15 protein-coding genes are annotated in these 12,214 nt (G+C 67.9%); 7 read left to right on the forward strand and 8 right to left on the reverse strand.

From position 1 onward, the window contains the following. The first annotated feature begins 102 nt into the window (after positions 1–102). The gene (locus tag TL10_RS30185; protein WP_082067955.1) at positions 103–1,659 is read left to right on the forward strand and encodes a histidine phosphatase family protein; all 1,557 of its coding nucleotides are present in this window, start codon (positions 103–105) and stop codon (positions 1,657–1,659) included. 54 nt (positions 1,660–1,713) lie between these two features. Here the strand turns inward: TL10_RS30185 and TL10_RS15175 are convergent, their stop codons facing one another. The 3 genes from TL10_RS15175 to ppgK form a co-directional block, all read right to left on the reverse strand. Next, on the reverse strand, positions 1,714–2,217 hold the full coding sequence (locus TL10_RS15175) for a mycothiol transferase (protein WP_234711455.1): 504 nt from the start codon (positions 2,215–2,217) through the stop codon (positions 1,714–1,716). A gap of 431 nt (positions 2,218–2,648) precedes the next feature. Beyond that, complete coding sequence (locus tag TL10_RS15185) at positions 2,649–4,106, reverse strand: RNA polymerase sigma factor (protein ID WP_110789098.1); 1,458 nt, start codon at positions 4,104–4,106, stop codon at positions 2,649–2,651. 143 nt (positions 4,107–4,249) lie between these two features. Next, complete coding sequence (ppgK, locus tag TL10_RS15190) at positions 4,250–5,038, reverse strand: polyphosphate--glucose phosphotransferase (RefSeq protein WP_043986294.1); 789 nt, start codon at positions 5,036–5,038, stop codon at positions 4,250–4,252. Between the two features lie 71 nt (positions 5,039–5,109). Between ppgK and TL10_RS15195 the strand changes: the two genes are divergently transcribed. Then, on the forward strand, positions 5,110–5,961 hold the full coding sequence (locus TL10_RS15195; RefSeq protein WP_043986235.1) for an inositol monophosphatase family protein: 852 nt from the start codon (positions 5,110–5,112) through the stop codon (positions 5,959–5,961). 10 nt (positions 5,962–5,971) lie between these two features. Here the strand turns inward: TL10_RS15195 and cei are convergent, their stop codons facing one another. Continuing rightward, the gene (cei, locus tag TL10_RS15200; protein WP_043986236.1) at positions 5,972–6,622 is read right to left on the reverse strand and encodes an envelope integrity protein Cei; all 651 of its coding nucleotides are present in this window, start codon (positions 6,620–6,622) and stop codon (positions 5,972–5,974) included. 162 nt (positions 6,623–6,784) lie between these two features. Here cei and TL10_RS15205 point away from each other — a divergent pair, with 162 nt between their 5' ends. Next, positions 6,785–7,087, forward strand: a complete 303-nt coding sequence (locus TL10_RS15205) for a DUF4193 domain-containing protein (protein ID WP_029105318.1) — start codon at positions 6,785–6,787, stop codon at positions 7,085–7,087. A gap of 92 nt (positions 7,088–7,179) precedes the next feature. Here TL10_RS15205 and TL10_RS15210 read toward each other — a convergent pair whose 3' ends face one another. Further along, positions 7,180–7,671, reverse strand: coding sequence for a DUF3093 domain-containing protein (locus tag TL10_RS15210; RefSeq protein ID WP_043394059.1), 492 nt, complete (start codon positions 7,669–7,671; stop codon positions 7,180–7,182). Positions 7,672–7,696: 25 nt separating this feature from the next. Here TL10_RS15210 and dut point away from each other — a divergent pair, with 25 nt between their 5' ends. Then, positions 7,697–8,161 carry a dUTP diphosphatase gene (gene dut / locus TL10_RS15215; protein WP_043986237.1) on the forward strand — a complete coding sequence of 155 codons (465 nt, stop codon included), beginning with the start codon at positions 7,697–7,699 and terminating at the stop codon, positions 8,159–8,161. Next, positions 8,161–8,904 carry a DUF3710 domain-containing protein gene (locus tag TL10_RS15220; protein ID WP_043393861.1) on the forward strand — a complete coding sequence of 248 codons (744 nt, stop codon included), beginning with the start codon at positions 8,161–8,163 and terminating at the stop codon, positions 8,902–8,904. The genes dut and TL10_RS15220 overlap by 1 nt, the downstream gene beginning before the upstream one ends. On the opposite strand, the gene TL10_RS15225 is transcribed toward TL10_RS15220, so the two are convergent. Continuing rightward, complete coding sequence (locus TL10_RS15225; RefSeq protein ID WP_043986238.1) at positions 8,891–9,601, reverse strand: alpha/beta fold hydrolase; 711 nt, start codon at positions 9,599–9,601, stop codon at positions 8,891–8,893. The two genes, TL10_RS15220 and TL10_RS15225, sit on opposite strands and share 14 nt — an antisense overlap. A gap of 185 nt (positions 9,602–9,786) precedes the next feature. Here TL10_RS15225 and TL10_RS15230 point away from each other — a divergent pair, with 185 nt between their 5' ends. Then, positions 9,787–10,158, forward strand: a complete 372-nt coding sequence (locus tag TL10_RS15230; RefSeq protein WP_043393862.1) for an OB-fold nucleic acid binding domain-containing protein — start codon at positions 9,787–9,789, stop codon at positions 10,156–10,158. Between the two features lie 53 nt (positions 10,159–10,211). Beyond that, positions 10,212–10,871 carry a DUF3159 domain-containing protein gene (locus tag TL10_RS15235; protein WP_043986295.1) on the forward strand — a complete coding sequence of 220 codons (660 nt, stop codon included), beginning with the start codon at positions 10,212–10,214 and terminating at the stop codon, positions 10,869–10,871. Here the strand turns inward: TL10_RS15235 and TL10_RS15240 are convergent. Continuing rightward, positions 10,868–11,527 carry a potassium channel family protein gene (locus tag TL10_RS15240; protein WP_043393866.1) on the reverse strand — a complete coding sequence of 220 codons (660 nt, stop codon included), beginning with the start codon at positions 11,525–11,527 and terminating at the stop codon, positions 10,868–10,870. The two genes, TL10_RS15235 and TL10_RS15240, sit on opposite strands and share 4 nt — an antisense overlap. A gap of 9 nt (positions 11,528–11,536) precedes the next feature. Then, on the reverse strand, positions 11,537–12,211 hold the full coding sequence (locus TL10_RS15245; protein WP_081936621.1) for a potassium channel family protein: 675 nt from the start codon (positions 12,209–12,211) through the stop codon (positions 11,537–11,539). Between the last annotated feature and the right edge of the window lie 3 nt (positions 12,212–12,214).

The raw sequence follows: 12,214 nt of genomic DNA on the forward strand, positions 1-12,214 counted from the left end.
TGACAGTTTGAGAAATCTGTCCACTGATCGGGAATGTGGCCTGAATCACGGTCACGGGATTGGCACGATCTCGCGCGTAAATATCCCCGAGACGGTGAGGGCATGATCAACCACACAAATTCTGAAGTCGCGACCGGCAAGCGCCGTCGCGCACGGAGACTGAAGGGACTCGGCGTCGCTCTGACGGCCAGTGCCCTTCTGGTCATGTCGGCGCTGCCGGCATGGGCGGCCGAGAACATGACCATCACGTTCATTCGGCATGGTCAGTCGTTCGGCAACACATCGGGCAACATCGACACCAAGACTCCGGGTCCGGTCCTGACCGATGCAGGGCAGCAGCAAGCCAAGGACATCGCGGCCAAGCTCGGCGACAACAACTACGACGGCATCTACGCGTCGCAGATGGTTCGGACGCAGCAGACCGCTACGCCGATGTCGCAGTACCTGGGCCTGCCGATCACGGTGCTGCCGGGCCTGCAGGAGATCGAAACCGGGATGTACGAAGGCACCCCGGAGCGCGCGGGAATCTTCGGTTACCTGACGGCTCCGCTGGCGTGGGCGGGTCTGTCGGTGACGCCGCCGCCGAACGTCAGCTTCAACCCGATCACCCCGAACCTGGACGCGTTCATCCCGAGCGCACCCGGTAGTACCACCGGTCTCAATGGTCATCAGTTCGAGGACCGCGTCAACGGCGCGTTGCAGACGATCTACGACAACGGTGATCGCAACGCGGCGGTGTTCTCGCACGGCGGCACCATCATGGTCTGGACGATGATGAACGCCAAGAACCTCAGCCCTGAGCAGAAGATCATGCTCTTCACTCAGCATCCGTTGAGCAACACCAATTACGTCGTCGTCGAGGGCAACCCGACTGATGGCTGGAACCTGGTCGAGTGGAACGGCGTCAAGATTGCCGGGATGCAGAAGGGGCCGATCGAGAACGTGTTGACCCAGGTCCGCACGCTGTCTCGGCAGTTGGGTTCGGTGGTTCAGGACGTCGCTGCGGCGTTCCAGACCGGAAACGTGGGCAAGATCCTGACCGCCATCAACCATGGTGCAGCGGATGCGCTCTTCTCGACCGCCAAGTTTGTTCGGGCGATCAACTCGCAGGTCATCGGTGGCGTCACCACGGCGATCGACAACCTGCAGAAGAAGCTGACCCCGCCGGCTCCGGCCGCGGGCACGCAGACTGTCGCCCCGACTTCGGGTGCGGCGGTCTCGCCGGCCGCGTTCAAGGCTCCGGCTCCGGTTGCCGCCAAGACCGCGGCGGCCGCCGCGGCCGGGGACTCGCCGGCCAAGGTTGCCGACGTTCCGGCGTCGACCAACAAGGCCGACGAGCCCAAGGCTGACGCTGACGCCGCCAAGGCTGATGACGCCAAGGCTGACGCCGACGCCGCCAAGTCCGATGGTCAGGCCAAGGCTGACGCTGCCAAGGCCAAGGCTGACGCCAAGAAGGCTGCGGCTGACGAGAAGAAGGCCGCTGCCAAGGCCAAGGCCGACGCCAAGAAGGCTGCGGCTGAGGAGAAGAAAGCTGCCGCCAAGGCCAAGGCCGAGGAGAAGAAGGCTGCTGCTGAGGCCAAGAAGGCCGAAGCCAAGGCCAAGGCCAAGGCAGAATCTGCCAAGGCCGGCGCCGGCACTGGCGCTGGCAGCACCGACTGACGGTTCGCGGTCGCGGTCGGCCCCCTGCTCCTCGGCGCAGGGGGCCGATTTGCGTCAGCTCTCGGTTCGCGTGGAGAGCAGCAGGTCTCGGGTGATCTCCAGGTGCCCGACGTGCTGCGCGATGTCGTGCAGGATGTGCAGCAGCGTCCACTCCGGGCTGGCCGTGGCCAGCACCGCGGCGCGCGTGGTGCCGCCGCGTATCCCGTCGGCCAGCGAGCGGTCCCGGATTCCTTCGGTGACCGCCACCTCGACCCAGCCGGGCAGGCGCTGCTGCAGCGCCGTCAGCCGTTCCAGCAGCTCGTCGACCCGTCCGGTGGCGGTGAACTCGCTGTCGCGGTCCCGCGGGATTCGTTGTCCGGCAATGAAAGAGCCCGCCCAGTAGTCGACCACCCCGATGCAGTGGTTGACGATGGCATAGCAGCTGTTCGCGCCGGGTAGGTCGGGCCGGCGGTTGGCGAGGTCGTCGCCGAGCACCGTGAGGATGTCAGCCATCGCTGCGAAGCACTCGGACGAGACGTCCAGCATCGCTTGGCCTAGTGGATGCTCCGAGGTTGGCATGCGCGAAAGCCTTTCACACGCAGAGCTTTCCCCGCCTCCGGTTTTTTGGGCAGTGGGGGAGTCTGGCCTCTGGCCAGCAATCTGACGCAAGCGTAAAGTTTGACGGTTCGTATCCAATTCGACCCCGACGCCGGAGGCTTTCATGCACACCAAAACTGTCCTGGCCGTTGCCGCTGCGGCGCTGTTGGTCGCGCCCGTCGGTCCGATGCCCCTCGCGCAAGCGGCGCAAAGCTCAACCGATACAACGACGTTCAGTCCACAGCCGACGGTCGTCGCGCAACCGATGAACTGTCGCGGTGAAACGGGCGACCACGGCTGCGGCGCAGGCTGGATCTGGAACGGGTACCGCTGCGTCCCCTGCTGACCTCCGCTCAACAAACGAAAACTGCCCCGAAACCAGAAGTTTCGGGGCAGTTGTTCGATCTGGGGGATTAGTCCAGGTAGTCGCGCAGGACCTGCGAGCGCGACGGGTGGCGCAGCTTGCTCATGGTCTTGGACTCGATCTGGCGGATGCGCTCGCGGGTCACGCCGTAGACCTGGCCGATCTCGTCCAGCGTGCGCGGCTGGCCGTCGGTGAGGCCGAAGCGCAGCCGGACGACGCCGGCCTCGCGCTCGGACAGGGTCTCGAGCACCGACTGCAGCTGATCCTGCAGCAGCGTGAACGACACGGCGTCCACGGCCACCACGGCTTCGCTGTCTTCGATGAAGTCACCGAGCTGGCTATCGCCCTCGTCGCCGATGGTCTGGTCCAGTGAGATGGGCTCACGCGCGTACTGCTGGATTTCCAGCACCTTCTCCGGCGTGATGTCCATTTCCTTGGCCAGCTCTTCGGGCGTGGGTTCGCGACCCAGGTCCTGCAGCAGCTCACGCTGGATGCGGCCGAGCTTGTTGATGACCTCGACCATGTGCACCGGGATACGGATGGTGCGGGCCTGGTCGGCCATGGCACGGGTGATCGCCTGGCGGATCCACCAGGTGGCGTACGTGGAGAACTTGTAGCCCTTGGTGTAGTCGAACTTCTCGACCGCGCGGATCAGGCCCAGGTTGCCTTCCTGGATCAGGTCCAGGAACGCCATGCCGCGGCCGGTGTAGCGCTTGGCCAGCGACACCACCAGACGCAGGTTGGCTTCCAGCAGGTGGTTCTTGGCACGGTCGCCGTCGCGGCAGATCCACTGCATGTCGCGGCGCTGCGCGGCGGGCAGTTTCTCGCCCTTCTCCAGCAGCTCGGACATCAGCTGAGTGGCGTACAGGCCGGCTTCGATGCGCTTGGCGAGCTCGACCTCCTCCTCGGCGTTGAGGAGCGCGACCTTGCCGATCTGCTTGAGGTACGCACGCACGGAGTCGGCAGAGGCGGTGAGCTCGGCGTCCTTGCGGGCCTGCCGCAGCGCCTCGGACTCTTCCTCGTCCCAGACGAAGTCGCCGGAAGCCTTGTCCTTCTCGGACGGCTCCGCGGTGTCGTCGGACTCGTCGCCTTCGGCGGCCTTGGGAGCGGCCTTGGCGCCCTCCGCGGTGGTTTCACCCTCGGTGTCACCGTCTTCGGCTTCGTCCTCGTCGGCCTCGAGGTCGTCGTCGAGTTCCAGGTCGGCCTCGTCGACGTCGATCTCATCGGGTTCGACGGCGAGGTCGTCGACGTCGGTCACGTCGTCAGCGACGCCGCCGTCTTCCGGCTTGGTTGCGGCCTTCGCCGCGCGCTTGGCGGGAGCCTTCGCGGCGGCCTTCTTCGCGGGAGCCTTCGCCGCACGCTTGGCCGGCGCAGCCTTGGCGGCGGCCTTCTTAGCGGGGGCTTTGGTGGTGCGCTTCACCGGCTCGTCGGCTGTCTCGCTGGTTTTGGTCGCTACCACGGCCACCCTTTCGGTCTTTCGTACATCGGTGGCGTGGGCGTGCGCCACCGAAAAGCGTCGGCTGTCGAATATTGGCGTCGATCTTCGATCGGATGTTCGCCGCTATCCGTTCAGGCGGCCGCCGTTGACCATTGTAACGACATAGTGCCCAGAAGCCGTATCAGCGGCAGGCTCGGAGCGTTGGCGGGCCGCTAGTGGTGATGCAGAGCGCCGTCGGCGGCCATCGCGGCGCCGACGATGCCGGCCGAATTCTGCAGCGTCGCGGCGACCACGGGCGTGCGGTTCTTCAGCAACGGCACCCACTTGTCGGCCTTCTTGCTGATCCCGCCGCCGACGATGAACAGGTCCGGCCAGATCGCGTTCTCGACCGCCACCAGCACCTTCGTGACCTCCTCGGTCCAGCGCTCGTACGACCAGTCCTTGCGTTCCTTGACCGACGACGCGGCCCGGTGCTCGGCTTCCTTGCCGCCGACCTCGATGTGCCCGAACTCGGTGTTGGGCAACAGCACACCGTCGTAGATCACCGCCGAGCCGATGCCGGTGCCGAACGTCAGCAACACGACCAGCCCGCTCACGTCGCGTCCCGCGCCGAACTTCTCCTCGGCCAGCCCGGCGGCGTCCGCGTCGTTGAGCACGGTCACGTCCTGGCCGTTCAGCCGCGAGGCGAACATGTCCCGCACGTTGGTGCCGATCCAGCTGCTGTCGACGTTGGCCGCGGTGCGCACGATGCCCTCGGTCACCACGCCGGGGTAGGTCACGCCCAGCGGTCCGGTCCAGCCGAACTCGGCCACGACCGCGGCGACGGTTTCCGAGACGGCTTCGGGAGTGGCCGGCTGCGGGGTGGGGAGCCGGAAGCGCTCGCCGATCAGCTGCCCGGTGTCGAGGTCCACGATGCCGCCCTTGACGCCGCTGCCGCCGACGTCGATACCCAGCGCTCGGTGCTGCGAGCCGTCAGTCGGTCCGGTGGGCGTCTCGGTCATCTGCACTCCTTGGAGGGGGTGGGCAAGAGGGCGCGACCCACACCCTAACCGCGTGTGCTGCGATAGGTGTCATGACCGCACGCGAACCCGAAAGTGGCACCGCACCCACTGCGCTGCGAGCGCTCGCCGAGCAGTTGGTGACCGAGGCCGCCGGCTTCGTCCGCAGGCGGCGCACCGAGGTTTTCGCCGGTGCCCCGCAGGGCGACGGCGCGGTGCGCACCAAGAGCAGTCCGACCGATCCGGTGACCGTGGTGGACACCGAGACCGAGCGGCTGCTGCGGGAGCGCCTGGCGGCGTTGCGGCCGGACGACGCGATCCTGGGCGAAGAGGAAGGCGGCGCGGCGCAGGCTCCGGCGGGCGCGCCGGTGTGGGTGCTCGATCCCATCGACGGCACCGTGAACTTCATGTACGGGCTGGGCGCCTACGCGGTGTCCGTCGGCGTGCAGATCGACGGGGTGTCGGTGGCCGGTGCGGTGGCCAACGCGGCCACCGGCGAGGTGTTCTCCGCCGCGCGCGGTCACGGGTCCGTGGTGATCCGGGACGGCGTGTCAACCGCTCTGCGCTGCAACGTCATCGACGAACTGCCCATGGCGCTGGTGGCGACCGGGTTCGCCTACGAGCGCGAGCGTCGGCGCCGTCAGGCCGGTGCGGTGGCCGAGCTCCTGGCCGAGGTGCGGGACATCCGCCGCGTCGGGTCGTGCGCCCTGGATCTGTGCATGGTCGCCGCCGGACAGCTCGACGCGTACTTCGAATCTGGTGTGCACGTGTGGGATTGGGCTGCCGCAGCCCTGATCGCCGAGGAGGCGGGCGCGGTGGTGCGGTTGCCCGCGCCCGGTGCGGACGACGACGACCTCGTCGTCGCCGCGGCACCCGGGGTGTCCGCGGCGCTGGCCGGTCAGCTGGCGCGCGTCGGCTACCGCTAGCTGGTCGCGGCTAGCAGGTCCCGCTGTGGATCTTCGGTAGCAGCGAGGTGTCGGCGGGCTGGGTCGCGTCCGGTTTCAGGCTGGCCAGCATGGCTTCGATGTCGTCGCTGTGGGCGAGCTCGTTGAACTCGGTGCCGATCGCCAGGTCGACGGAGTCGTCGGGTCGCTGGTCCTGGAACAGCTGGGTGCAGGGCGCGACCAGCCACAGCGCGGCGGCGGCGGACTTGCCCGCCGGGCCGAACCGGATCTGGCCCTGGCATTCCATGCGGGTGCTGGCGTACACGGGGTCGTTGCTCGCCGCCGGCTGGGCGAACCCGAGGTCGCGCAGCTCGCCGGCGACCTCGCTGGCCTGGCCGCCCTGGCCGCTGGCATTGAGCACCTTGATCTTGGTGTCGGCGAGCTTGGCCGGCACCACGTTGACCATCGAGGACTGCGAGACCTCGTCGCCGAGCTTCAGCTGGTTCGGCTCGCTCGGCGCCGGTGGGGGATTGCAGGTGATCGCCTGGTGGATTTCGGCGGGCTGGTTGGCGACCACGAGCCAGGCGATCAGCGTCGCGACGGCCAGCACTGCGAACAGCACCGCGCCGGGCACGTAGTTGCGGCGGCGGAACGGCCGACCGTGCTTGTCGAAGGCTGTGCCCTCGGTGATTTGAGCGACCACATGTGCACTGTAGATGCCCCGCAGCCAGCGTGATTACGAACCATCCCTGGCGCATGTGATGCAAATCACATATAATCGGCGCGCTTTCTGGGCACGAATCATTTGGTAGAAGCGTTCGACGCTGGTACAAAGCTCTGCTGCAAGGTAACGGAGGGGATGACCATGGCTACCGATTACGACGCCCCGCGGCGTTCAGAGACTGATGAGGTTTCCGAGGACTCTCTGGAGGAGCTCAAAGCACGACGCAATGAGGCCCAGTCCGCCGTCGTTGACGTCGACGAAACCGACTCGGCCGAAAACTTCGAGTTGCCCGGCGCTGACCTGTCGGGCGAGGAACTCTCGGTCCGAGTGGTGCCCAAGCAGGCCGATGAGTTCACCTGCTCGAGCTGCTTCCTGGTGCAACACCGCAGCCGTCTCGCCAGCGAGAAGAACGGCGTGATGATCTGCACTGACTGCGCCGCCTAGGGATTCACACTCAGGACGGCGAATGGCCGGTCCACACCCGCAGCTGAATCAGTTGCGAGCGTGGACCGGCCATTCGCCGTCTTGCGGGCCGGTCAGCGGCCCTGCAGTGCCGCCAGCACCCGATCCGGATGCCGCGTGCTCACCAGCCAGTACGGCGTGGGGTCATCCGGATCGTCGAGGACGACGAGGATCAGCGGCCCGACCCAGGCGCGGTGTACGACGTACGCGGCGGGGTCCAGCTGCCGGCCCAGGGCCGCCGACTTCGCCGAACGCGGCACCTCGGCCGATCGGGAGATGACGTTCGTGGGGATGTGTGCCGGCCCGACCCACAGCTCGGTCTCGGCGTCCGGTCCGGTTCCGGTGCCCACCACGCGCAGCTCGATGCGCCCCATCCACACCAGCGTCGCCGCGGCGACCGGGAGCAGCACGGCGAAGGGCGCCCACGTCGGTACCCCCGACACGCCTTGCACCACTTCCAGCGCGATCAGGGCCGCCAGCCCGAAACCCGGTAACCACCACCACAAAGGCACCGTCAACCGCTCTCGGTAGCGGACCGTTTGGGTGGCTGCTCGCGTGTCTGACACGCGGCCAAGGGTAGTCTGTGGCACCGTGCCCACCTCTCTGGCGGTAGTTCGTCTGGACCGGGATCTGCCGATGCCGGCCCGGGCTCACGACGGCGATGCCGGCGTCGATCTGTTCAGCGCAATCGACCTCGAACTGGCCCCCGGCCAGCGCGAGTTGGTGCCGACGGGGATCGCCGTCGCCATTCCGCACGGCATGGTCGGCCTGGTCCACCCGCGCTCGGGATTGGCTATCCGCGTTGGGCTTTCGATCGTCAACGCGCCTGGCACCGTCGATGCCGGGTATCGCGGCGAGATCAAGGTGGCGCTGATCAACCTCGACCTCAGTGAGCCCATCACCGTCCAGCGCGGCGACCGGATCGCTCAGCTGCTGGTGCAGCGGGTCGAGCTGCCCGAGCTGGTCGAGGTCACGTCGTTCGACGAGGCCGGACTGGCTGACACCTCACGTGGCGCGGGCGGCCACGGTTCCTCCGGCGGACATGCGAGTTTGTGATGGCATTCGAATTCAACTCCGAAGAAGACGGCCCCTTCGACATCGAGGACTTCGACGACCCGGCCGACGCCGAGGCGGCCCGCCTGGATTTGGGTGGCGTGCTGGTCCCGGTGCCCGACGGTTCGCAGCTCAACGTCGAGGTCAATGAGCAGGGCGTGCCGAATGCCGTCTGGATCATGACGCCCAACGGCCGGTTCTCCGTCGCGGCGTACGCGGCGCCGAAGACCGGTGGCCTGTGGCGCGAGATCGCCGCCGAGCTGGCGGAGTCGCTCCGGGCCGACAACGCGCAGGCGCGGATCGAAGACGGGCCCTGGGGTCGCGAGGTCGTCGGCCTGCCGGTGCCGCAGCCCGGCCAGGGGCAGGTCGTGATGCGCTTCATCGGGGCCGACGGCTACCGGTGGATGGTGCGGTGCGTCGTCGTCGGCACCGAGGAGACCATCGACGCCATCGCCGACGAGGCCCGAACCTCGTTGGCGGACACCGTAGTTCGCCGCGGTGACACCCCGCTGGCAGTCCGCAGCCCGCTGCCGGTGCAGCTGTCCGAGCCGCTGCTGGAGCAGCTGCGCGCGGCGGCCGCTCAGATGGCGCAGCAGCAGATGGAGCAGGCTCAGCAGGCGCTCGAGCAGCTGCAGCAGCACATGCAACAGCAGCCCGAAGGTGAGCCCGACGCCCGCCGCAGCGAGCAGGGCTCGGCCATGCAGCAGCTGCGCACCCAGCAGATGGGCACCATCACAGGAGGCTGACGGCCTCCCGCAGCGCGGCCACGCAGGCGTCGCCCAGCACCGTCGGCTCTACACCCATCGCTTCGAGGGTGACGGTCCGCAGCGCGGCCCTGGGGGCGGCCACGGCCCATTCCGCGGCGACCGCAACGGGGTGGACGGCGTCGTCCACGGCCCCGGCCACGCCCATCGGCACCTGTAGCTCAGCGAGTTGTTCGCGCGTCGGCCCGCCGTAACCCGCCGCCTCTTCCATCGCGTCCGGCAGGCCCGGCCACTGCGCTGTCCATGACCGCGTCAGTTCGTCCGCGAGCCAGGCCGGGCTGCCCGCGCGCATGCCGGCGACGGCCGCATCCAGCCCGATCTCGCGCAGCTGCTGCGCGGAGTAGCGGGCGGCTTGTGCGGCGGGCGCGCCGTCGGATTCGCCGGTCCAGGCGGGCAGTGCGGCCAGGACGGCAATGCATTGATCCGGGTGGTTCAGCGCCCAGTTCGTCGCCACCGCAGCGCCCAGTGACACCCCGCCGACCATGATCGGGCCCTGCTGCGCGGCGGCGTCGAGCGCTTCGAGATAGCCGGCGATCAGGCCGCTCGGCAGCGGTCGCGGCGCGACCACCACGGCTCCCGCTTCGAGCAGGGCGCCACCGAAGGCCCGGCGGATGTAGTCGTCGTCAGATCCCGTGCCGGGCAGGAGTACCGCGGTCATCCCTTGCAAGTTGGCCGTCATCCCTCGATGGTGCCCGGCGGTGGAAATCGCGCTCGCAAGGGGGTCGCGCCGGAAGTGCGGTCCAGTGAGCGGGATAACGAAGATATATCCCGCGCCGAAATGGCGAATCGGAACCAAGAGGTCTAGCGTGACGTTGGTTAGATAGCGGGTCCACGGTGGATTCGCAGCAAGTCTCAGGAGAGACCATGGCTACGGCGGAAGGCTATTTGCGCCGGCTCACCCGGCGGCTTACCGAGGACCTCGAACAGAGTGATGTCCAGGAGCTGAACGACGAGGCCCTCAATACCGGCGCCATGCGGGCGGTGGACTGTACGCGCGGACAAGAAGTGACGATGGTCGGCACGCTGCGGTGTGTCGAGACCAACGGCAAGGGCTGTTCTGGTGGCGTACGGGCCGAGCTGTTCGATGGCACCGACACGGTCACGCTGGTCTGGTTGGGGCAGCGGCGCATCCCTGGCATCGAGTCCGGGCGGACCCTGCGGGTGCACGGACGGTTGGGCAAATTGGACAGCGGGGCCAAGGCGATCTACAACCCGCATTACGAGATTCAGAAGTGACTTTCCCCGACAAGGGGACCGCGGACAGCGAGCAGGCCGAAGCCGACGTCGAAATCATCGCTGAGGCCCAGGAGGACGACCGCGACGCGAAGCTGACGGCGCACGTCCTGCTGGAGCAGATGGGCGGCGTCAGCGGCCTGATCTATTCGTCCCTGCCGGTCCTCGTCTTCGTCCCGATCTCCAGCTTCTTCGGGCTGACTGCCGCGATCTATTCAGCGCTCGGTGTGGCCGGGCTGGTCCTGGTGTGGCGGCTGGCGCGCCGCGAATCGGTGCAGCCCGCGGTGTCGGGCTTCATCGGCGTGGGGATCAGCGCGCTGATCGCCTACCTGATCGGCGCCTCGAAAGGCTATTTCCTACTTGGCATCTGGTCGTCGCTGATCTACGCCGGGGTGTTCACCATCTCGATCGTGATCCGCCGCCCACTGGTCGGGTACGGCTGGAGCTGGGTCACCGGGCACGACCGCAGCTGGCGTGACATCCGGCGTGCGGTGCTCGCGTTCGACATCGCGACCGCAGTGTGGGTGCTGGTGTTCGCGGCGCGGTTCCTGGTGCAGAACCACCTGTACGGGCAGGACCAGACCGGCCTGCTCGGCGTGGCGCGGATCGCCATGGGCTGGCCGCTCACCGCGGTCGCCGCGCTGGCGTCCTACCTGGCCATCCGGACGGCGCAGAAGGCCCTCCGGGACGCCGAACACCACGTCACCGAGGACTAGCTCGGATTCAGCACCTGGTTGCGCAGCTCCTGCTCGACCTCGGCGACCGCGACGAACAGCAGTTCGTCGCCGCCCTCGAGCGGCTCGTCGGATTCGGGCACGATGACGCGCGGGCCGCGCAGGATGGTCACCAACGTCGCGTCGCGCGGCAGCTGCAGCCGCTTGACCGCCTTGCCGCCCCACGGTGTGTCGTCGGGCAGCGTGATCTCGACCAGGTTGGCCTGGCCCTTGCGGAAACTCATCAGGCGGACCAGGTCGCCCACCGACACGGCTTCTTCGACCAGTGACGCCAGCATGCGCGGCGTGGACACCGCTACGTCGACGCCCCAGCTGTCGTCGAACAGCCACTCGTTGCGCGGGTCGTTGACCCGGGCCACGACGCGGGGGACCGCGAACTCGGTCTTGGCGAGCAGACTGACCACGACGTTGGCCTTGTCGTCGCCGGTGGCGGCGATGACGACGTCGAACTCGTGAAGTTTGACGGACTCGAGCAGCGACAGCTCGCACGCGTCACCCAGACGCCACTGCGCGGCGGGGACGGCGTCGACGTCGATGTGATCCGGATTGCGCTCCAGCAGCGTCACCTCGTGGTGATCGACCAGTTCCCGCGCGATGGAGCGGCCGACGGCGCCGGCGCCCGCGATTGCGACCTTCATGTGCGCTCCCTAGTGGCTTTCGACGTCGTCGCCGGGCGGCAGTGAGGCGATGGCGATGGCTTCGGCGACGCGGCCGGACACTGCGGCCATGTACACCTGATCGCCGGCCTGGATGACGGTCTTGGCGTCCGGCAGCACGCCGCTGCCGAACCGGATGAGGAATGCGACACGGCCGCCGGTCGCGGCTTCCAGCGCGGTGACGCGGAAGCCGACCCACTCCTCGTGCAGGGACAGTTCGGTGACGCCGACGTTGCCCGACGGATCGCGCCACTTGGTGGTCTCGGTCTCGCGGGTGAGCAGATTCAGCAACCGGTCGGTGGTCCACGGCACCGTCGCGATGGTCGGGATGCCGAGCCGCTCGTACACCGCCGCGCGCTTGGCGTCGTAGATGCGCGCCACGACGCGCTGCACTCCGAAGGTCTCGCGCGCGACCCGCGCCGAGATGATGTTCGAGTTGTCGCCGGACGACACGGCGGCGAACGCGCCGGCCTCTTCGATACCGGCCCGCTCCAGCACGTCGCGGTCAAAACCCATGCCCAGCACGCGTTCTCCCGGAAATTCCGGGGACAGCCGGTGGAAGGCCGTCTTATCTCGGTCGATCACGGCGACCTCGTGGCCGATGCGGGCCAACCCGTCTGCCAGCGATGCGCCAACCCGGCCGCAGCCCATCACGACTACTCGCACCAG

The organism is Mycolicibacterium llatzerense, from assembly GCF_000878195.1.
Classification (GTDB): Bacteria; Actinomycetota; Actinomycetes; order Mycobacteriales; family Mycobacteriaceae; genus Mycobacterium; species Mycobacterium llatzerense.

Excerpts from the sequence above, each read along its gene's own strand:
- TL10_RS15225 (WP_043986238.1), bottom strand. The coding sequence starts at position 9,601 with ATGACGGCCAACTTGCAAGGGATGACCGCGGTACTCCTGCCCGGCACG.
- TL10_RS15195 (WP_043986235.1), top strand. The coding sequence starts at position 5,110 with ATGACCGCACGCGAACCCGAAAGTGGCACCGCACCCACTGCGCTGCGA.
- TL10_RS15220 (WP_043393861.1), top strand. The coding sequence starts at position 8,161 with ATGGCATTCGAATTCAACTCCGAAGAAGACGGCCCCTTCGACATCGAG.
- TL10_RS15175 (WP_234711455.1), bottom strand. The coding sequence starts at position 2,217 with ATGCCAACCTCGGAGCATCCACTAGGCCAAGCGATGCTGGACGTCTCG.
- TL10_RS15230 (WP_043393862.1), top strand. The coding sequence starts at position 9,787 with ATGGCTACGGCGGAAGGCTATTTGCGCCGGCTCACCCGGCGGCTTACC.
- ppgK (WP_043986294.1), bottom strand. The coding sequence starts at position 5,038 with ATGACCGAGACGCCCACCGGACCGACTGACGGCTCGCAGCACCGAGCG.
- TL10_RS15205 (WP_029105318.1), top strand. The coding sequence starts at position 6,785 with ATGGCTACCGATTACGACGCCCCGCGGCGTTCAGAGACTGATGAGGTT.
- TL10_RS30185 (WP_082067955.1), top strand. The coding sequence starts at position 103 with ATGATCAACCACACAAATTCTGAAGTCGCGACCGGCAAGCGCCGTCGC.
- TL10_RS15240 (WP_043393866.1), bottom strand. The coding sequence starts at position 11,527 with ATGAAGGTCGCAATCGCGGGCGCCGGCGCCGTCGGCCGCTCCATCGCG.